This is a genomic window from Actinomadura scrupuli, from assembly GCF_050971785.1.
GTDB lineage: Bacteria > Actinomycetota > Actinomycetes > Streptosporangiales > Streptosporangiaceae > Actinomadura_E > Actinomadura_E scrupuli.
In genome coordinates this window covers 141,236-160,840 of sequence record NZ_JBPCCU010000007.1, presented here as the reverse complement: position 1 = coordinate 160,840, position 19,605 = coordinate 141,236, and the positions used below count along the sequence as shown (strand labels likewise).

19 protein-coding genes and 1 riboswitch are annotated in these 19,605 nt (G+C 73.8%); of the genes, 5 read left to right on the top strand and 14 right to left on the bottom strand.

Annotated features, from left to right (window positions below; genetic code table 11):
- Positions 1 to 23 precede the first annotated feature (23 nt).
- From pknB to thiO, 4 genes are all read right to left on the bottom strand, one after another.
- The gene (pknB, locus tag ACRYCC_RS29090) at positions 24 to 1,949 is read right to left on the bottom strand and encodes a Stk1 family PASTA domain-containing Ser/Thr kinase (RefSeq protein WP_433816907.1); all 1,926 of its coding nucleotides are present in this window, start codon (positions 1,947 to 1,949) and stop codon (positions 24 to 26) included.
- A gap of 98 nt (positions 1,950 to 2,047) precedes the next feature.
- Positions 2,048 to 2,863: a thiazole synthase gene (locus ACRYCC_RS29085; protein ID WP_433817212.1), complete on the bottom strand. Its 816-nt coding sequence runs from the start codon at positions 2,861 to 2,863 to the stop codon at positions 2,048 to 2,050.
- Between the two features lie 5 nt (positions 2,864 to 2,868).
- Entirely contained in the window at positions 2,869 to 3,069 is a 201-nt protein-coding gene (gene thiS / locus ACRYCC_RS29080) for a sulfur carrier protein ThiS (protein WP_433816906.1), read from the bottom strand.
- The gene (gene thiO / locus ACRYCC_RS29075; RefSeq protein ID WP_433816905.1) at positions 3,066 to 4,295 is read right to left on the bottom strand and encodes a glycine oxidase ThiO; all 1,230 of its coding nucleotides are present in this window, start codon (positions 4,293 to 4,295) and stop codon (positions 3,066 to 3,068) included. Before thiO ends, thiS begins: the two co-directional genes overlap by 4 nt.
- Positions 4,286 to 4,399, bottom strand: a riboswitch (TPP riboswitch). It overlaps the preceding gene by 10 nt.
- A gap of 106 nt (positions 4,400 to 4,505) precedes the next feature.
- Here thiO and ACRYCC_RS29070 point away from each other — a divergent pair.
- Genes ACRYCC_RS29070 through ACRYCC_RS29055 form a run of 4 tightly spaced genes read left to right on the top strand, consistent with a single transcriptional unit; the run spans position 4,506 to position 7,092 of the window.
- Positions 4,506 to 5,720: an NAD(P)/FAD-dependent oxidoreductase gene (locus ACRYCC_RS29070; RefSeq protein WP_433816904.1), complete on the top strand. Its 1,215-nt coding sequence runs from the start codon at positions 4,506 to 4,508 to the stop codon at positions 5,718 to 5,720.
- Between the two features lie 58 nt (positions 5,721 to 5,778).
- Entirely contained in the window at positions 5,779 to 6,153 is a 375-nt protein-coding gene (locus tag ACRYCC_RS29065) for an Rv2175c family DNA-binding protein (protein ID WP_433817211.1), read from the top strand.
- Positions 6,154 to 6,202: 49 nt separating this feature from the next.
- Positions 6,203 to 6,880: a thiamine phosphate synthase gene (gene thiE / locus ACRYCC_RS29060; protein ID WP_433816903.1), complete on the top strand. Its 678-nt coding sequence runs from the start codon at positions 6,203 to 6,205 to the stop codon at positions 6,878 to 6,880.
- A gap of 47 nt (positions 6,881 to 6,927) precedes the next feature.
- Entirely contained in the window at positions 6,928 to 7,092 is a 165-nt protein-coding gene (locus tag ACRYCC_RS29055; RefSeq protein WP_433816902.1) for a hypothetical protein, read from the top strand.
- 98 nt (positions 7,093 to 7,190) lie between these two features.
- On the opposite strand, the gene ACRYCC_RS29050 is transcribed toward ACRYCC_RS29055, so the two are convergent.
- The 7 genes from ACRYCC_RS29050 to ACRYCC_RS29020 form a co-directional block, all read right to left on the bottom strand.
- A complete protein-coding gene (locus tag ACRYCC_RS29050; protein ID WP_433816901.1) occupies positions 7,191 to 8,816 on the bottom strand; it encodes a bifunctional protein-serine/threonine kinase/phosphatase in 1,626 nt (541 codons plus the stop codon).
- A gap of 176 nt (positions 8,817 to 8,992) precedes the next feature.
- Positions 8,993 to 9,916, bottom strand: a complete 924-nt coding sequence (locus ACRYCC_RS29045; RefSeq protein WP_433816900.1) for a serine/threonine-protein kinase — start codon at positions 9,914 to 9,916, stop codon at positions 8,993 to 8,995.
- Positions 9,917 to 10,075: 159 nt separating this feature from the next.
- Entirely contained in the window at positions 10,076 to 10,603 is a 528-nt protein-coding gene (locus tag ACRYCC_RS29040; RefSeq protein WP_433816899.1) for a carboxymuconolactone decarboxylase family protein, read from the bottom strand.
- 108 nt (positions 10,604 to 10,711) lie between these two features.
- Positions 10,712 to 12,898 carry a beta-glucosidase family protein gene (locus ACRYCC_RS29035; RefSeq protein WP_433816898.1) on the bottom strand — a complete coding sequence of 729 codons (2,187 nt, stop codon included), beginning with the start codon at positions 12,896 to 12,898 and terminating at the stop codon, positions 10,712 to 10,714.
- A 175-nt stretch (positions 12,899 to 13,073) separates the two neighbouring features.
- Entirely contained in the window at positions 13,074 to 13,271 is a 198-nt protein-coding gene (locus ACRYCC_RS29030) for a hypothetical protein (RefSeq protein WP_433816897.1), read from the bottom strand.
- Positions 13,272 to 13,356: 85 nt separating this feature from the next.
- Entirely contained in the window at positions 13,357 to 14,877 is a 1,521-nt protein-coding gene (locus tag ACRYCC_RS29025) for an MptA/MptB family glycosyltransferase (protein ID WP_433816896.1), read from the bottom strand.
- Between the two features lie 98 nt (positions 14,878 to 14,975).
- Positions 14,976 to 16,022: a polyprenyl synthetase family protein gene (locus tag ACRYCC_RS29020; protein ID WP_433816895.1), complete on the bottom strand. Its 1,047-nt coding sequence runs from the start codon at positions 16,020 to 16,022 to the stop codon at positions 14,976 to 14,978.
- 133 nt (positions 16,023 to 16,155) lie between these two features.
- On the opposite strand from ACRYCC_RS29020, the gene metF reads away from it, so the two are divergent.
- Entirely contained in the window at positions 16,156 to 17,106 is a 951-nt protein-coding gene (metF, locus tag ACRYCC_RS29015; RefSeq protein WP_433816894.1) for a methylenetetrahydrofolate reductase [NAD(P)H], read from the top strand.
- Here metF and ACRYCC_RS29010 read toward each other — a convergent pair.
- Genes ACRYCC_RS29010 through ACRYCC_RS29000 form a run of 3 tightly spaced genes read right to left on the bottom strand, consistent with a single transcriptional unit; the run spans position 17,031 to position 19,101 of the window.
- Positions 17,031 to 17,651: a GNAT family N-acetyltransferase gene (locus ACRYCC_RS29010; RefSeq protein WP_433816893.1), complete on the bottom strand. Its 621-nt coding sequence runs from the start codon at positions 17,649 to 17,651 to the stop codon at positions 17,031 to 17,033. The two genes, metF and ACRYCC_RS29010, sit on opposite strands and share 76 nt — an antisense overlap.
- A 23-nt stretch (positions 17,652 to 17,674) precedes the next feature.
- Entirely contained in the window at positions 17,675 to 18,022 is a 348-nt protein-coding gene (locus tag ACRYCC_RS29005) for a hypothetical protein (RefSeq protein ID WP_433816892.1), read from the bottom strand.
- A gap of 23 nt (positions 18,023 to 18,045) precedes the next feature.
- Positions 18,046 to 19,101 (bottom strand): hypothetical protein, encoded by a 1,056-nt coding sequence (locus ACRYCC_RS29000; protein WP_433816891.1) that lies wholly within the window; start codon positions 19,099 to 19,101, stop codon positions 18,046 to 18,048.
- Positions 19,102 to 19,605: the final 504 nt, after the last annotated feature.

The window sequence follows — 19,605 nt, the reverse complement described above, 5'->3', positions numbered from 1 at the left end:
CCCGGCCCGTGACGGCCGGCCCCTCAGGGACCCCGGAAGATGCGGATGGTCGAGCCGCGCGCGGCCTGGCCGCCGTTGGGGATCTGGAGCTTGATGATGTCCCCGCCGAACCCGCCGACGTTCACCTGGAACCCCGCTTCGCGCAGGGTTTTGCGCGCGTCGTGCACGTTCTGGCCGACGACGTTGGGCACCGGGATCTGCTCCTGGCCCTGGCCGCCGCCGTTGTCGCAGCCGACCTTGATGCCGAACTGGTCGAAGAAGCACTTCGGCTTGTTCACGGTGACGGTGACGGTGTCGCCGTTGCTGACGCCGGTGCCGGCCGGCGGGCTCTGGGTGACCACCACGTTGGGCGGCTCGCCGTCCTGCTCCTGGAAGCTGGCGTTCAGCCCGGCCTGCTGGAGCAGCTGCGCGGCCTCCTCGCGGGACTTGCCCGCGAGGTCGGGCACCGTGATGCCGTCGCTGACCACGACCGTGACGGACTCACCCGGCTGCACCATCTCCCCGGCGCGCGGATCGGTGCGGACGACCTGGTCGCGGGGCACGGTCTTGGAGGACTCCCGTTTGACGGTGTCGGCGTTGAAGCCCTTCGCCGACAGCGCGCTCTGGGCCTCCGACAGGGACTTGCCCGCGACGCTGGGCACCGGGACGGGCGGCTTGCCCTTGGAGGGGATCAGGGTGACGAGCGCGGACTTGGTGAGCCGGGTGCCGGGGACCGGGTCGGTGGCGGCCACCATGCCCTTGAGCACCTTCTGGTCGTACCTGGCCTTGCCCTGGGCGACGCGGTAGCCCTTCGCCTCGAGCTGGGCCTTGGCGTCCTTGACCGAGACGCCGATGATGTCGGCCGGGACGGTCTCGTACTGGCCCGCGGTCTGGTACCACACCGCCCAGCCGAGCACCAGGGCGGCGATGAGGCCCAGCGCGATGAGCACGAACCGGCCGGTCACGAAGGAGATCACGCGGTCCGCGAGCGGGGCGGCGGGCTCCGCCGGCGCGCCGGGCCGCACCAGGCCGGGCGGCAGGACCGAGGTGTGCGAGCCGCCGCCCTGCATGGTCGGCTGCTGGAAGGAGGCCGTGACATTGGCCATCTGGTGGTCGATGTCACGGGGGAGCGCCCGGTCGGTCTCGGCGACGGCGGCCAGGAAGTGGTTGGCGTCGGCGGGCCGGCGGGCCGGGTCGTGGCTGGTGGAGGTGGCGACCAGCGCGTCGAGCTGCGGCGGGATGCCCGGCAGCACGCTGGAGGGCAGCGGCACGACCTCGTTGACGTGCTTGTAGGCCACCGCGAGCGGGCTGTCGGCCTGGTGCGGCTGGTAGCCGGTCAGCAGCTCGAACAGCATGATCCCGGCGGCGTAGACGTCGGAGCGGGAGTCGGCGTGGCCGGACAGCACCTGCTCCGGCGCCATGTAGCCGACCGTGCCGATGATCATGCCGGTCTTGGTCTGCTTGCTCGCCGTCTCGGCCCGCGCCAGCCCGAAGTCGGCCACCTTGACCTGGCCGTCATCGGTCAGCAGGACGTTCTCGGGCTTGACGTCGCGGTGCACGAGCCCGGCCCGGTGGGCGGCGCCCAGCGCGGCCAGCACCGGCTGCATCAGGCTCAGTGCCTGCCGGGGGCCCAGCCGGCTCTGCTCGGTGAGCAGGTCGCGCAGCGTGCGGCCGGGGACGTACTCCATCGCCAGGAAGACGTAGTGGCCGTCGGTGCCCTGGTCGTAGACGGCCACGACGTTGGGGTGCGACAGCGCCGCCGCGGACTTGGCCTCGACGATGAAACGCCGGACGAACTCGTCGTCCTGCGCGAGGTTGGCGTGCATCACCTTGAGCGCGATGGCGCGACCGAGTTTGATGTCACGGGCCACGTAGACGGTGGCCATCCCGCCGCGGGCGATCCGGGACTCAATGCGGTAGCGCCCGTCGAGCACCTGCCCGACGAGTGGATCTGCAACCGTCGTGTCCATCGGTGTGAGTGTACGGGCGATTCGCCCTTGCTCCCATCAGTCCGGGGTATGAGCATGGGCCGATTCTGGCGCGCGTGTCACAGACGCGGCCCGGAAGGCTATCCGGCCAGGCCCTCCCAGGGCGAGGAGGCCTGGGCGTGGCGGCGCCGGGGGATGCGGCCGGCCAGCCGGGCCAGCCGGCCCGCCTCGACCGCGTGCCGCATGGCCGCGGCCATCGTCGCGGGGGACTGCGCCCGGGTCACCGCGGTGGCCAGCAGGACGGCGTCGCAGCCCAGCTCCATGGCGAGGGCGGCGTCGCTGGCGGTGCCGATGCCCGCGTCCAGCACGACCGGGACCCCCGCCCGCTCCACGATCAGCTCGATGTTGTGCGGGTTGCGGATGCCCAGGCCCGACCCGATGGGGGAGCCCAGCGGCATCACCGCGGCGCAGCCCGCCTGCTCCAGCCGGCGGGCCAGCACCGGGTCGTCGTTGGTGTAGGGCAGCACGACGAACCCGTCGCCGACCAGCTGCTCGGCGGCGTCGAGCAGCTCGATCGGGTCCGGCAGGAGGGTGTGCTCGTCGGCGATGACCTCGAGCTTCACCCAGTTGGTGCCCAGGGCCTCGCGGGCCAGCTTGGCGGTCAGCACCGCCTCACCGGCGGTGAAGCAGCCGGCGGTGTTCGGCAGCACCCGGATGTCGCACTCCCGCAGGACGTCGAGCACCGAGCCGCGCGCCGCCGGATCCACCCGGCGCATCGCGACGGTGGTCAGCCGGGTACCGGAGGCGGTCAGCGCCTCCCGCAGCGCCCGCATGCTGGGCGCCCCGCCGGTGCCCATGATCAGCCGTGAGCCGAGGGACTCGCCCGCGATCACGAGCTCGTCCGTGCCCGCCGGCCGGTCCGCTCCCGCGGGGCCCTCGTTCCTGCCCGGATCCACCCTGCTCACCCTCCCTGTACGGCGGTCAGTACCTCGAGCCGGTCCGCGTCCCGTACGGGCGTCGAAGGCCACTCGGCGCGGCGGACGACCTCGTCGTTGAGCGCGACCGCCACGCCCGCGGTGGCCGGCGTCACCGCCGCGACCACGCTGGCCACGGTCGCGTCGTCCGGGACCTCGCGCGGCTCGCCGTTGACGATCAGCTTCATGCTCTCATCTCCTCGCCGGGCCGCTGGCCGGGCTGATCACCGGGCCGATCGCCGGGCTGATTTCCGGGCCCGCCGCCGGGCCCGGCCGGGGCGAACCGGTCCGGGGTGAACGGCCGGGCGATGGCCGGCAGCGCGCCGCCGGCGAGCACCTCGGCCATCACCTCACCGGTCACCGGCGCCAGCAGCACCCCGCTGCGGAAGTGCCCGGCGGCCAGGAACAGCCCGGGCAGCGCGGCCGGGCCGAGGACCGGGGCGTTGTCCGGCGACCCCGGGCGCAGGCCCGCGTTCACCTCGACGAACTCCAGCTCGGTGATGCCGGGCACCAGCTCGCGGGCGTCGCGCAGCAGCTCCCAGACGCCGCCCGCCGTGATGGTGGTGTCGTAGCCGAGCTCCTCCTGGGTCGCCCCCACCACGATCTCGCCGTCCGCACGCGGCACCAGGTAGATCGAGGAGCCGCGCACCAGCCCCCGGGTCGGGCGGCTCAGCGCGGGAGTGCCCGCCGGTCCGGCCCGCAGCCGCAGCACCTGCCCCTTCACCGGCCGGATCGGCGGCACGACGCCCGGCGGGAGGCCGGCCAGGTCGCCGATCCACGGGCCGGCCGCCAGCACCACCCGGCCGGCCCGGATCTCGCCGCCGCCCGCCAGCCGTACCCCCACCGCGGTGTCCCGCTCCACGATCACGCCGGTGGCGGCCAGCCGTACGAGCTCGCCGCCGGCCCGGCCGACCGCGGTCAGCAGCGCGGCGGTGAGCCGCCGGGGGTCGATCGCGCCGTCGCCGGGGGCCAGCAGCCCGCCCCGCACCGAGGGGGCCAGCATCGGCTCCAGCCGGCGGCATTCCCGGCCGGTCAGGGCCTCGGCGTGCACCCCGAGCTTCTCCTGGAAGCGCCGCAGGTCGTCGAGGTAGCCGAGATCGTCGCCGTCGAAGGCGACCTGGAGGAGCCCGTCGGCCCGGTGCCCCGTCCGCTGCCCGGTGAGCTCCTCCAGCTCGGCCACGAAGGACGGGTAGCGGTCCCGGGAGGCGAGACCGAGGCGCAGCAGCGGCTCCTCTCCGTAGGTGAGCTCGCTGACCGGGGTGAGCATCCCCGCGGCCACGTGCGACGCCCTGCTCGCCGGGGCCGGGTCGACCAGCGTGACCGTCAGGCCGCGCTGGGCCGCCCGCCAGGCGGTCACCAGCCCGATGACCCCCGCCCCGATGATCACCACGTCCCGCGGCGCTGGATCGGACACCTCTGGCTCCCTTCGCCGGCATGATCCGGATCAGGTCGTAGCGGTCGGCGGCCCCATCAGCCGCCCTCTCAGCCCGGTCGTACCGGACTCCCGCGCTCGTCCCCCCTAGCGTATGTCCCGGCGGGGCACCCGGCACCGCCGGACCATACGGCCACGTGTCTGGACACCCGTCTACAGCGGCCCGGAGGCCCCGTACTAGGGTGTGCCGTCATGGATGCGGTTGCGGGCGGGCCCTCGTCGCCGGGCTCCGTGGTGGTCGCCGGCGCCGGGCTGGCGGGTGTGCGGACCGCCGAGGCGCTGCGGGCCAGGGGATACCAGGGCGCCATCACCCTCGTCGGGGCCGAACGGCACCGGCCCTACGACCGGCCGCCGCTGTCGAAGGCGGTCCTCCTGGGGGACACCGACGACACGACCGTCGACACCGACTGGGACGCGCTGCGCTGCGAGCTCCTGCTCGGGCACACGGTCACGGGACTGCGCCTGGCCCCGGACACCGGCGGGACGCTGGAGTCGTCGGCGGGGGAACTGCCCTTCGACGGGCTGGTCATCGCCACCGGCTCGACGCCCGTACGGCTGCCCGGGGACGGCCCCCAGCACGTCATCCGCACGATCGACGACGCCCGGGCGCTGCGGGCCGGGCTGACCGAGGGCGCCCGCATCGTCATCGTCGGCGCGGGCTGGATCGGGGCCGAGGTGGCCACGGCGGCCGCCCGGCTGGGCTGCCGGGTCACCGTCGTGGAGGCCGCCGACGCGCCGCTGGCCAACGCCGTCGGCTCCGAGATCGGCGCGCTGACCGTGCCGTGGTACGCCGCGGCGGGGATCGAGCTGCGCTGCGGGGTCAAGGTCGCCTCGGTCGAACCGAACGGCCTGGCGCTGGCCGGCGGCGGCTGGATCGACGCCCACGAGATCGTGGTGGGGGTCGGCGTCCGCCCGGAGACCGCCTGGCTGGCGGGCTCGGGGCTGGAACTGGCGGGCGGGGTGGTGGTGGACGCCTCCCTGCGCACCAGGCGGCCCGAGATCGTCGCGGTCGGCGACTGCGCCGCGTGGTGGTCGAACCGGTACGGCCGGCGACTGCGGGTCGAGCACTGGGACAACGCGCTCAACGCCCCCGAGGTGGCCGCCGCCTCGCTCCTGGGCGAGGACGCCTGCTACGACGCCGTCCCGTACTTCTGGTCCGAGCAGTTCGGCCGCATGATGCAGTTCGCGGGCCACCCGGGGCCGGGCCGGCCGGTCTTCCGGGGCGATCCCACCGAGCCCGCCTGGGCGGCGTGCTGGCTGACCGGTGACCGGCTGGACGCGATCCTGACCGTCGACCGGCCCCGCGACCTGGTGCAGGCCCGCCGGCTCATGGCGAGCGGAACCCCCGTCGACCCCGAGTTGATCATGGATCCGGGGGTCGCCGTCCGCAATTCCGCACGCATGTGAGATGGTTCAGGCGGTTTGAGCACTTGCCAGAGGTGGTACCAAGGTGTCCGTGACACAGATGAACACCGCTGTTGATAGCGCGACCGGAAAGAGCGCCGAGGACCTGGTGGGAGAGTGGCTCTCCCTCTCGGAGGCGGCTGTCGCTCTCGGGCTCAACCAGAACAAGGCCAAGCAGCTGATCCGTGACCACAAGCTCCTCGGCGTCCCGCACGAGGGCGGCTACCGGATCCCCGCGATCTTCGTCCAGGACGGGCAGGTCGTCAAAGGGCTGAGCGGGACGCTCACGCTGCTGGCCGACGCGGGCTTCAGCGAGATCGAGGCGCTGCGCTGGCTGTTCACCGACGACGACACCCTGCCGGGGACCCCCGCGCAGGCACTGGCCGAGAACCGGGGCACCGAGATCCGCAGACGGGCTCAGGCCCTGGCGTTCTAGGCCCCGCCCCGGGGCCCCTCCCGGGGCCGCTCACCCGAGAGGTCTCACCGTGCCCCTGCATCTCCCGTCCGAACGTGCCGTGACGCTGCGGGCCAGGCTCGACCGGGCCCGGCTCTACCTGTGCACCGACGCCCGGGAGCGGCAGGGCGACCTGCCGGCGTTCCTCGACGAGGTGCTGGGCAACGGCGTGGACATCGTCCAGCTGCGCCAGAAGGGGCTGGAGGCGCGCCAGGAGATCGACCACCTGTCGGTCTTCCGGGAGGCGTGTGACCGGCACGGGGCGCTGCTGGCGGTCAACGACCGGGCCGACGTCGCCGCCGCGGCCCGGCCCGACGTGCTGCACCTCGGGCAGGACGACCTCCCCGTCGCGACGGCCCGGCGCATCCTCGGCGAGGACGTGCTGATCGGGCGCTCGACGCACTCCGACGAGGAGGCCTCGGCCGCCGCGGCGCAGCCGGGCGTCGACTACTTCGTCGCCGGCCCGGTCTGGCCGACGCCGACCAAGCCCGGCCGCCCCGCGCCCGGGCCCAAGCTGCTGGAGTACGTCGCCGCGCAGCGCGTGTCCCGGCCGTGGTTCGCCATCGGCGGCATCGACCTGGGCAACCTCGACCAGGTGCTGGACCGGGGGGCCCGGCGGGTCGTGGTGGTCCGGGCCCTCACCGAGGCCTCGTCACCGGGCGCGGTGGCCGCCGAACTGGCCCGCCGCCTGCGCGACGCGCGGTGCTGACCGGGCGGATGCTCGTATGCCGCCCCCGGATGCACGACAATGACCGTATGAGCATCGCACCCGATGACGACCGGCAGGTGGATCTCTCCGACGACGACCTGGAGATCCTGCCGGACCAGACCCGTGACGACACCGACACCGGCTGGGGGGAGTGGCGCGCGCCCGCCGACGACGACGCCCGCTACCTCGAGGACAGGCCGCCGCACTGGTGACGGCCGGGTCGTGAGCGGTGCCCGCGGGCCGGGTGCCGATCGGGCGGCCCGTCGGGTGGTCTGGGCCGCACGGGCGGCCGGGGTCGTGCCGCGGCGTCTCAGGCGTCCAGTCGTACGGACTCGAGCGTGTCGCGGAACTGCGCCGCGGTGCGAAAGCGCCGGGTCACGTCCTTCTCCAGCGCGATGCGCAGCACCGCCATGAGGGATTCCGGGACACCGGCGATGGACTCGACGGGGCGGTCGTGTGCCGCTGAGTAGTGCTTCACCAGCGCCGTCACCGGCAGGTTCCGCTCCGGAGCACGTGGCGGCCGGCCCGCCAGCAGGGCGTAGAGGGTCGCTCCGAGCGAGTACACGTCCGCGGCGGCGGTCGGCTCGGCACCGTCGAACGACTCCGGCGAGGCGTACGCCGGGGTCATCGTGTTCAGCGTCACCGACAGTTCCCGCCCCGGCTCCGGCAGTGCCGCTATGCCGAAATCGGCGAGCGCCACCTGGCCGAACTCGGTGAGCAGCAGATTGTGCGGCTTGATGTCACGGTGCAGGACCCCCAGTCGATGGGCCTGCCCGAGCGCGCCCGCGATGTGCACGCCGATCTCCCGGACGCGGGCGGGGGGCAGCGGCCCGTTGATCCTCAGCCAGTCCGCCAGTGAGCCGCCGGTGCACATCTCCATGACGAGGTAGGGGCGTCCATCGCCCAGGGCCCCGGCGGCGTGGAGGGTGACGACGTTCGGATGTGCGGACAGCCGCGCGGCGGCCTCCACCTCGCGCTGGAAGCGCCGCAAATCCCGTTCCCGGACCCGGAGATCGACTACTTTGATCGCCACATTGCGTTTCGGGTTGAGCTGTCTGGCCCGGTAGACGGTCGCGTAGCCGCCCTCACCCAGCGCTTCGAGGACGGTGTACCCGGGCAGCCGGAAAGGTGCCCGGCCCGCACTCCCCCCTCCGGGGGGCCGGTCCGCCACGGCGCCCACCATCACCGGCCTGGCCGCCTGGGACTCCTGCCAGGTCAGCTCGGCGACGTCCGCCACCACGCAGGTGATGTTCTCGGGACCGCCGCCCCGCTTGGCCAGGTCGATCAGCCGCTCGGCGGCCCCGCCGGGCTCCGTATGCTCGGTGAGGGCGTGGTGGAGGGTCTGTGCGCTCACCACCCCCGACAGCCCATGGGAGCAGAGGAGATAACGGTCGCCCAGCCGGGCGTCCCGCAGCGACAGGTCGGGCTCGACCTCGCCGCGCCCGTCGAGGGCACGCAGCAGCACCGAGCGCTGCGGATGGGAGGCGGCCTCCTCCAGGGTGATCCGGCCCTCGTCCACCAGCGACTGGACCAGGGTGTGGTCGTGGGTGATCTGGAAGAGCACGCCATCGCGCAGGAGATAGGCCCGCGAGTCGCCGATGTGCACCAGGGCGATGCGGGAGCCCGACCGCAGCATCGCGGTGAGCGTCGCTCCCATGCCGTGGAGGGAGGGTTCGCCCTCGACGAGGTGGTGGAGCTCGTCGTTGGCCCGTCTGACGCCGAGCTCCAGCGTGCCGACGAGGGACTGGGCGGGGATCTCGGTGTCCAGCCCGCGGAGGCTCTCGATGACGGTGGCACTCGCGATGTCCCCGCCGGGCCGGTCCGCGATGCCGTCGGCGACGGCGAGCAGGTGTGCGCCCGCGTAGGCCGAGTCCTCGTTGCGGTCGGGGACGATGCCGGCATCCGAGTGCACGCCGTAACGGATGCCGATGGTCACCGAGCCTCCCGCCGGCAGCACGACTGAGTTCCCCAAAATACCGAAAGACCGGCCTCCGCGTACGCGCCTCGGCGGTGCGAACCGGTCTTCCGGGGCGCCGGCGATCGCCGTCCGGTACGCACAGGCGTCAGGCCGGGATCCGCGCCGCCGGGGCCGTGCCGGGGCCGGGTGACGGCTCAGTGGGTGGGCATGAGGACGCCCAGCAGGAAACCCAGGACGATCACCGCTGCGAGGGCGACCATCATCCGCCAGCGGTAGGCGGGGATCTTCTTCGGCTTGGGCTTCGGGCGGGGGCCGGCACCGGCGCGCAGGGCCTGCACGAGCTGGGGAGCGGTCGGCCGGGCGGCCGGGTTCTTGTCCAGGCTGCGCTCGACCAGCTCCCGCAGCGGTCCCTTGAGGTCGCCGAGGTCCGGAGCGCGCTCGGTCACCCGGCGCATGACGGCCGGTCCGGAACCGGAGCCGAACGGCGGCCGGCCGGTGGCCGCGAACACCATGGTCGAGCCCCACGCGAAGACGTCGGCGCTGGTCCCGACCGGTTCCTCCTCGATCTGCTCCGGGGACATGTAGGCGGGCGTGCCCACCGGCCCGGTGGTCGTCGGCGTGGCGTCCAGGGTGCGGGCGACCCCGAAGTCGATCACTTTGGCGCCCTCCGGCCCGAGCACCACGTTGCCGGGCTTGAAATCGCGGTGCACGATGCCGGCCCGGTGGATGGCGGCCAGCGCGGCGGCCGTCCGCAGCGCTACCTTGCGCAGCTGGGCGCCGGCCAGCGGGCCGCGGTCCTCGACCACGTGCTGCAGTGACGGGCCCTCGACGAACTCGCTGACGATGTAGGGCCGGTCGCCGGTCACCTCGGCGTCGAGCACCCGGGCGGTGTGCGGGGCGGAGACCCGCCGGGCGGCCGCCGCCTCCTTCATGAAGCGCGTACGGGCGCGCTGGCTGGCCGCCCAGCCCCCGCGCAGCAGCTTCACCGTCACGAGGTCACCGCCGCGATCACGGCCCAGGTAGACCACGCCCTGGCCGCCCTCGCCCAGCCGCCCGATGAGCGTGTAACCGCCCAGACGGCGCGGATCGTCCGGGCCGAGGGGAGTGTCATCAGGCACGTGAGCTCCGGCGTTACAGGGGGAGGCAAAGATTGCCCTATTTGTATCGCGTCCGGGAAGAGTGTGGGCCAGGAAACGTCGTCCCATCCGGCAAAAGATCACCGGATGGGACGACGTGACGGTATTCAGAGCCGGTACGTGTGATGGGGACCCCGTGGGTCAGTGCGCCGCCTCGGGCTGCACCCCGAACGCGTTGAGGGCGAAGGCCAGCATCGTGTAGTGGCCGATGAGGATCACCAGCTCGATCAGCCGGTGCTCGTCGAACCGCTCCGCCAGCGCGTCCCAGCTCGCCTGGCTGAGCGTCCGGGTCGTGTGCAGCTCGTCGGCCGCGGCGACCACGATGCGGTCCGCCGGTGCCCAGGGGTACTCGTCCAGCCCTGCGGCCAGGGCCGCGATCTCGGCGTCGTCCAGGCCCGCGTCCCGGGCGAGCCGGGCGTGGTGGGTCCATTCGTAGGTGCAGCCGTTGTTGTGGGCGGCGCGCAGGATCGCCAGCTCACGGTCCCGGGCGGGCAGCGTCCCGCCCATGAGGAGCATGGTGCCGAAGCCGATCCACGATCTGAACAGGTCGGGATGCCGGCCCAGCGTGGTGAAGATGTTGAGCGGGCCGGTCACGGAGACGACTCCGGCCACGGTCTCGTCCCACTCGCTCTCCGGCAGCGGGGTGATGCGGGGGGTCTCGTCAGGCATGGCGAACATTCTGGTTCACCCGGACCTCAGGTGCCCCACCTTTCAGTGACAGAACGCCACGAACTTCCCATTGGCCGACAGTCCACCGCCCTGCCGGCCCGCGGGGCGTCAGCAGTGACCGCCGCCCCGGGGGATGCCGCCGGTGGCGGCGATGTCCCGGGAGGACGCGCCGACCATCACCCGGTAGCAGCCCGGGGCGATCTTCCAGGAGCCGGTGGCCTGGTGCCAGAACGCGTAGGAACGGGCGTTCAGCGGGAAGGTCACCCGCCTGCTCTGGCCCGGCGCGAGGACGACCTTGGCGAACCCCTTGAGCGCTCTGGGCGGCTGCGGGGTCCCGGCGTCCGGCGCGGGCATGCCGAGATAGAGCTGCGGTACGGCCGTGCCCGTGCGCTGCCCGGTGTTGGTCACGGTGACCGAGACGCCGCCCGGCCGCACGGCGAGGTCCCCGTAGCCGAAGGTCGTGTACGACAGGCCGAAGCCGAAGGGGAAGCTCGGGGTGATGCCGTTGGCGTCGTAGTGCCGGTAGCCCACCATGACGCCCTCGGAGTAGGTCGCCGTGCCGTCCACTCCGGGGTAGCGCCGCGGGTCCCCGGCGACCGGGGTGTCGCCCTCCGCGGCGGGGAAGGTCACCGGCAGCCGGCCGCCCGGGTCCACGTCTCCGTACAGCACGCGGGCGAGGGCGGTGCCGCCCTGCTCGCCCGGGTACCACGCCTCCACCACGGCGGCCACCTGGCCGGCCCAGGGGGTGAGGACGGGCCCGCCGGTCTCGAGCACGACGACGGTCCGGGGATTGGCGGCGGCGACCTTGGCGATGAGCCCGTCCTGGTCGCCGCGCTTCTGCGTGCCGCACTCGAGGCTGAGGCAGCTGAGATCGGTGGCCTCCTGACGCGAGGCCGCGGCCACCACGATCGCCACGTCCGACGAGCGGGCCAGCTCCGCGGCGGCGGCCGGGTCGGACCCGTCGGAGTAGGTCACGGTCGCCCCGGACCCGGCGCGGGCGGTGATCCCCTGGCGCGGGGTGACGGGGGCGCGGGGGGTGACCTGGGAGGAGCCGCCGCCGCTGACGTAGGAGTCCGCGGCCGAGCCGATGACGGCGATCTTCCTGGGCGCGCCGAGCGGGAGCACGCCGTTGTTCTTCAGCAGCGTGATGCCGTTCTCGGCGATCTGCCGGGCGGTGTCGGCGTGCCCGGCGGTGTCGATGGTCTCCGGGGCGTTCGGGTACTGCGGGCGGTCGAAGACCCCGTGGGCGAACAGGGTGCGCAGGTAGTTGCGGACGTGGGCGTCCACCGTCGCCCGGCTCACCGTGCCGAGCCCGAGGGCGGCGCGCAGGGCGAGCGGGGTGTAGCCGAGCCCGATCGGCATCTCGATGTCGAGGCCGCCGTTGGCCGAGACCGCGGTGCCCTTGGCGGCCAGCACCCAGTCGGAGATCACCGTGCCGCGGAAGCCCCACTGGTCCCGCAGAACCTGGTCGAGCATGAGCTTGCTGCCGCAGCTCGGCTCCCCGTTGACCCTGTTGTAGCCGCACATCACCATGCCCGCGCGGCCGTTGCGCACGGCGGCCTCGAACGCCGGGAGGTAGATCTCGCGGAGCGTCCGTGCGGAGACCGCGATGTTCCCGAGGTAACGGTCGCGCTCCTGGTTGTTGGCGGGATAGTGCTTCACCGCCGCGATGACGCCCTGCGCCTGCGCGGCGCGGACCCAGGGGACCGTCAGCCCGGTGGCCAGGTAGGGGTCCTCGCCGAAGGCCTCGTAGGCGCGGCCGGCCTGCGGCACGCGCACGATGTCCACGGCCGGGCCCAGGGCCACGTCGTTGCCCTTCCGCCGCGCCTCGTCGCCGACCACCGAGGCGAACCGCGCGGCGGCGGCCACGTCGAAGCCCGCGCCGAGCGCGATCGGGGCGGGCAGTGCCGTGCCGGGTCCCTGGCGGATGCCCGCGGGGCCGCCGCCCGCCATCAGCACGGTGGGGATGCCCAGGCGCGGGATGCCGTTGACGGTGCCCTCGTGCGCGGTGGGGGAGTCGGGGGTGTGCAGCGGCCCGAACAGGTCGTCCCCGGCCATCAGGTCGAGTTCCTCGCCGAGCGTCATCGCCGCGAGCAACAGGCCGGCCCGCTGGTCCGGGGACAGACCGGTGGCGCACCAGGGGCGGGAGGCCGGGTCTCCGCACGGCGCCGCGGCGCGAGCGGCGGTGGCCGCGACGGACCGGGGCAGGGGGGCGGCAGTGCCCACGCCGGTCTGTATTGCGAGGGGAGCGATGCACAGCAGCGCCGCCAGGACGACGGACCGTCGAGTGAGCATGGGCGGACGATATGCCTCGACTGCCCTACTTTGAGGGGTCGGATGCCGGGTGGAAGAAAATTGTAACGCGTTCTTTATTACTGACCCGTAGGCCCCTGGAGCCCCGCCTTCCGCGCTCTGGCGGGGCGGCCCCGGCCGCCATCACGGCATAGGGCCAGGTAGGCGTCCCCCGGTCTCAGGGGCGGGTGAGGAGTGTCCCTTCGGGTGCCGGGTCGTGGACCGTGACACCGTTCTGGAGGGCCAGCCGGTAGAGGTCCTCCAGCGCCGCCTCGTGCAGGTCCTGCTCGAAGACGTCTCCGTCGGCCATGGCCTGTTCCACCGACCGGCGTTCCTGTCCCAGCCGTCGCCTGAGGACCTCCGCGAAGCTCTGCATCGTCCACCCCTTTCGCCTGTTGTGTACGTAATATGTATCAATCGCCGCTTAAGTAGCTAGTCAAGGCAAATGCAGTTATTTGTCTTTAATGTCGGCTTAGTGATGACCTTGCCAGCAGCGGCGGGCCGGCCGGCACGGCGGGGCCCGCGGCCGGGGCGGTACGGCCCCGGATCGCCGCCCCGCCGACCAGGGCCACGGCCAGCGCCAGCAGCGCGCACGGGACGACATAGGACAGCGGCCCGTCGGTGACGGCCGCGCGCAGCCAGGAGTCGCCCAGCCGGAACGCCACGCCGGGCAGGCAGCCGCCGGTCGCCACCAGCGCACGGCCGAGATGCGGCCAGTCCAGCCGGGAGGCGGGGGCCAGCGCGATCAACGGGAAGACCAGCGCCTCGTACCACGGGTAGTAGACCGGGGTGGTGAGCACCCAGGCCAGGCAGATCGCCAGCGAGGGCCGGAGCCGGCCCGAGCCGGACGGCAGCCCGCGCAGCAGCACGAGCGCCACGGCGAAGGCCGCCGCCAGGGGCCCCCACGACAGCAGCCAGCCCGGCGGCGGGCCGCCCAGCACCGGGACCAGCAGCTGCCAGGGCGTGTTCCAGGACGGCATCCGCCCGCGGCGGACCACGGCCATGATCGCCTCGGGGCCGGTCAGCAGGTAGGCGGTGGCCAGCGCGGCGGCGGCCCCGGCCAGGAGCGCCGCCACCGCCCAGCGCGAGGTCCTGACCGCCCAGACCATCCCCGCCCCCGCCAGCGCGTACGGGGCCTTCACCGCGGCCGCCGCGCCCAGCAGCAGCCCGGCCGCCCCGCTGCGGAGCACCGCGCCCGGCCGGCTCGCCCTCCGGCCGGCCGCCCGCCCCAGCAGGCAGAGCCCCGCCACCGCGAGCGCCGCCGCGGGCCCGTCCACGTGGGCGCCGCCGATCAGGGCCCACAGCATCAGCGGATTCAGCGTCCACAGCAGGTGGACGCGGATCCTTCGCGCGGGGTCGGGGCCGGCCAGCCGGGCCAGGGCGACGGAGACGGACAGGAAGGCCGCGGCGTTCCAGATCTTCAGCCACAGCACCGTCCAGGCCGCCGACCCGCCGCCGAGCTCGGCGGCCGCCCACTGGGCGGCCGTGGCGAGCGGACCGTAGACCGAGGGGAGGTCCTCCCACTCGCGGGGCGCCAGCGCGCCCACCGGGTCACCGGTCGCCCGGAACTCGCCGGGGGTGAGCACGTGCGGGTTGTGGCCCAGCGCCGCCATCCGGCCGTAGGCCGCGTAGTCCATCGGGTCCGTGCTGCCCATCGGCGGCGCGATGGTGAGGACCGCGACCGCCACCCCGCCGCCGAGCAGCAGTCCCGCCGCCGGCACGCGCCATCCGCCGCGTACCGCCGCCAGGCCGGCGGCCATCCCTGCGGTGCCGATGATCATCGCGGCCCAGAGCAGGAGGGTCACGGCCAGATCCGTGGAGGGCGCCCAGGGCAGCCGGGGGAGGAGGCCCGGCCGGTCCAGCGCCGGCACCGCCGCCGGCGGGCGCCAGGAGCCGACCAGGGTCATCAGCACGACGCTGACCGAGATCCCGGCGAGCGCGAAGGCCCCGCGTCTCCGCCCCCGGCCAGCTTCCCCGATCACCCGCCGACCGTACGAGCCGCAGGTGAACGCCCCATGACGCCGGCGCGTCTTCCCGGTCCGGGGTCCGTACGGAGATCGCCTGGAGCGGCGCGGGAGGGTCAGCCGCGGCGGGCGGTCGCCGCCACGGCGAGTTCGGTGAGGGCCTCGCGGGCCCCGGCGGCGATGGACGGCGACTCGAGCGCGGCGTGCGCCTGGGCGGCGTAGGTGTCGATCATCGCCTCGCAGGCGGCCAGGGCCCCGGTCTCGACGATGACCGACCTGAGGTCGGCGATGCCCGCCTGGTCCAGTGCCGGATCGCCCAGCAGGCGCCGTACGACCTCGGCCTGGGCCGCGCCGGCGCGTTCCAGCGCGAGCGCGATGAGCACCGTCCGCTTGCCCTCGCGCAGGTCGTCCCCGGCCGGCTTGCCGGTCTCCGCCGGATCCCCGAAGACCCCGAGGACGTCGTCGCGGAGCTGGAAGGCGATGCCCAGCGGCAGGCCGTACGCCGACAGGGCCGCCGGCACCGGCTCGTCCGCCCCGGCCAGCGCGGCACCGAGGTGCAGCGGCCGCTCGATGGTGTACTTCGCGCTCTTGTACTCCACGACCCGCAGGGCCGTCTCGACCGTCCCGGTGCCCCGCGCCTGCTCGAGCATGTCGAGATACTGGCCGCTCATGACCTCGGTGCGCATCAGGTCGTACACCCTGCGCCCCCGCTGGAGGACGTCGGCGGGCAGGCCGCACCGGTCGTACATCTCGCCGGACCAGGCCAGGCACAGGTCGCCGAGCAGGATCGCGGCGCCGGTGCCGAACGACTCCGCCGCCCCCCAGCCGGCCGCCCCCGCCATCGCCTCGAACCGGCGGTGCACCGAGGGCTGCCCGCGGCGGGTGTCGCTGGCGTCCATCACGTCGTCGTGGATCAGCGCGCTGGCCTGCAGCAGCTCCAGTGAGGCCGCCGCGGCCACCACCTCCCGGCGGTCGTCCCCCCCGGCGCTGCGCCAGCCCCAGTAGCAGAACAACGGCCGGAGCCGCTTGCCGCCGGAGAGGAACGCGTCCAGCGCCGCCAGAATCGGCGCCAGATCGTCACTGATGGACAGCAGCGCGGGCCGCTGCCGGTCGACGAAGGCCAGCAGGGCCTCGCCGATCTCCTTGTTCACGCGGGAGGACATGGGCAGAGCGTAGTCACCGATCACAAAGGGACGTACAGGGCATATGCAAATCATGATCTTTCTCGCAGGCCACAACCGGCCCTCGCCTCGTCGGTATCCGCCGGGCCGCCGCCACGGCACTACTGTGGTCGCCATGAGGTCCGCGCGTCCCGAACGCCCCCCGACGATCCGCGAGCTGCTCGCCGCCGGGGGAAAGTCGTTCTCCTTCGAGTTCTTCCCGCCCAGGACCGAGCAGGGTGTGCGGAACCTCTGGCGGACGATCAGGGAGCTCGAGGCGCTGCACCCCACCTTCGTGTCGGTGACCTACGGCGCCGGCGGCGGCACCCGCGACAAGACGGTGGACATCGTCGAGCGGATCGCCACCGACACCACGCTCACCCCGGTCGCGCACTTCACCGCCGTCGACCACTCGCACGCCGAGCTGCGGCAGCTGGTGGGCCGCTTCGCCTCGGTCGGGGTCCGCAACATCCTGGCGCTGCGCGGCGACCCGCCCGGCGCCGACCCGCTGGGCGAGTGGGTCAAGCACCCCGACGGCGTGGAGTACGCCGAGGAGCTGGTCCGGCTGGTCCGGTCGTACGGCGACTTCTGCGTGGGCGTCGCGGCGTTCCCGTACAAGCATCCGCGCTCACCCGACGTCGAGAGCGACACCCGGCACTTCGTGGCCAAGTGCCGGGCCGGCGCCGACTACGCGATCACCCAGATGTTCTTCGTGGCCGAGGACTACTTCCGGCTGCGCGACCGGGTCGCGGCCCAGGGCTGTGACACGCCGATCATCCCGGGCATCATGCCGGTCACCCAGATGAGCACCATCGAGCGGTCCGAGCAGCTGTCCGGAGCGCCCTTCCCGCCCGAGGTGGCGGCCCGATTCCAGGCGGTCGCCGACGACCCGGAGGCGGTCCGGCGGCTCGGCGTCGAGCTCGCCGCCGAGCTGTGCCGGGAGCTGCTGGACGCCGGAGCCCCGGGGATCCACTTCATCACCTTCAACAAGTCGACCGCGACGCGCGAGGTCTACGGGCTGCTCGGCGCCGAGGCGTACCTGGCCGACGGCAGCTCGAGCGGCAAGGACGCGCCCATCACGGCGTAGGGCGGCCCGCCGCCGGGGAACTCGAAGTCCGACAGCAGGTCGGTCAGGCCCACCGAATGGTAGAGCCGGCGGGCCCGGGAGTCCGGGCGGTCGAGGGTCGACAGCACGACGGTGCGCTCCGGCCGGCCCGCGCACAGCTCGGTGAGCAGCCGGCGGCCCAGCCCCTGGCCCTGCGCGTCCGGGCGCACGTGCAGCTCGGCCACCTCGAACGGATCGGCCATCCAGTCGTCGGCGTACCGCCGCCCGCCGAGGTCGGCGAGCGCCTGGTAGACGACGTCGTGCCACCACTGGCCCCGGGCCCCGTGGAAGCCGTAGATGAACCCGGCCGGCTCCGGGAGGCCGCCGGGCCGCAAGATCCCGCCCCGGCGGCGCTCGGCCACGATCGCGCGGAAACCCGGGTAGACGGCGTGGCGCTGCATGATCGCGTGCCGTCCCGACACCTGGTCCAGCGGCGGGTCCATCGCGGCCGTGTAGACGTCGAGCAACGCGCCGATGCGTTTACGGAACGCGGCGGCGTCGACCTCGCGCAGGTTCGGCTCCTTCACCCGGCCGAGCCTAGCCCTCCGGTTCAGGCGCGGACGGGGCTTGCCCCCGTCGTGATCCGCTCCGTCGACGCCAGCGTGGTGTAGATGTCCCACAAGATCTTGTCTGCGGCGTTGCGGAGGGCGTGCTGGTGCGCGGAAAGCTGCGCACCCCACTGGCGCGACTCCGGACCCAGCCAGGCGTCGGTGCCGTGCAGGGTCTTCAGCGGCGCGTCCAGCGCCCTGCGGAGCTGGTCGATGCTGCCGAAGGCGTCCTGGTAGCTCTGGTAGAGCTCCTTGTAGAGGGGATTGGGCTGCTGTCCAGGCGGCAGCTTCTGCGCCGCGGCGCCCTCGATCGGCGGCGGGAGGCTGCCCGGCGGCGGGGGAGTGGCCATGTCGTCCTCCTGTCAGCCGATGGTCACCGGGAAGAGCGCGGCGTCGCGCAGCCACCGTCCAGCCGGTTGCTCACCAGATGCGGGCCGAGCCCGGCCGCGCTCATCACCGGCGGGCTCTGCGGGGCCGGGACGGCGGCCCGGCCCTCCGGGCGGGGCGCCGCCGGCGGCTCCGTGACGTGTGCCGTGACGTGTGCCGGGGCGGGTGCCGTGACGTGTGCCGTGGCCGGGGAGAAGGCCGCCCCGGTGACGTGCCCGGCCTTCAGCACCTGCTCGAGCGCCGCCGCGGTCCGGGGGGTGAAGTGCGCCCCGGTCAGCACCTGCACGGCCGCCGCGCGGTCGTGCAGCCGGTCGGCCTCCGCGAGCAGCCTGTTCAGCCATTTCCGGTCCAGGCCGAGCTGGTGGTCGGCCATGGCGAGCGAGGTGCTGATCTGCTGGAGCCTCGCCTTGTCGTGACCGGCCGCCGCGATCAGGCCCGCGGTGCCCGCCGGTCCGAGCCGCTCGTAGAGCGCCTGGGTGTAGTCGGGGTCATGGGCGTTGGCCTTGAGGCGCTGCCACACCCCGGCGGGGATCGGGGTGTGGTTCTCGCCGGCCTTGCCGATGGTGAGGGCGTCCGCCGCGGCGGCCTTCACCGCCGCGTGATGGGTGGGGTAGTGGCCGAGATCGGCTCCGGCGCCGTGCGGCGTCACCCGCGGCTTGGACGGCGTGCCCGCGGCCTTGCCGAGACCCGTCCCCGCGCCGCCGCCGGACCCGCCCGAGCCGCCCGAGCCGGTCCTGCCCAGCTTCCCTCCGGCCGGAGGCACGGTCACGCCGCCACCGGTGTCGGGATGGGTGAGGGCGTAGTTGCGCCGCCGGGTCAGCATCCCGAGCTGCGTGGTCACCCACTGCCCGGCCTGCGCGGCCTGCGTGTAGCCGGTGGCCGGCACCCCGGGCGGCGGGCGGTGGGCGCTCAGCCAGCTCCGGATGGCGTTGCCGGCGTCCGTCGTCTGCTTGACGAGCTGGCCCAGCGCGTCCGGATCGATGCCACGGAAGTTCGGGTCGCGCCTGGCTGCGGCGAGCATGTCGCCGGTCGATCCGCCCATCGGTGCTCCGGATGGTCGCGACGGTCCAGTGGTGCTCAGTGTGATTGTTGTATCACGCGTTATCGAGGGCTGTCTGTACCGCTCCGGCATCCCGTGCCGTTTCAGGGACGTCCGTCATCGGTCACGGCGGCGGCGGCCGGTCGGCCCCGGTGGCCCCCGGCGGACCGCCGCCGGTTCCCGCCGGTCACGCCGCCGGCCGCGCCGCGGTCCGCGGCCGGGGGTGCCGGGCGTTGCCGGGCGCCGGTCCCCGGCCGGGCGCCGGTCCCCGGCCGGGTGCCGGTCCCGGCCGGAGAAGGGCGGAGAGACCCGGCGCGATTCTGTCGGACCAGGCTGTTCTACTGGGGCGCGTCCGGTGAACCGGCCTGATCGTTCCTGGTGAGAGGCCCTACGCGACACCCGTTCGAACGTATTGACGAACAGCGGGAGGCACGGTTTACTGGAGGTACGTCGAACTGACGTTCGACGGGTGCGGGGCTCGCGGCCCGCGCCCAGGGACCGTCTCGC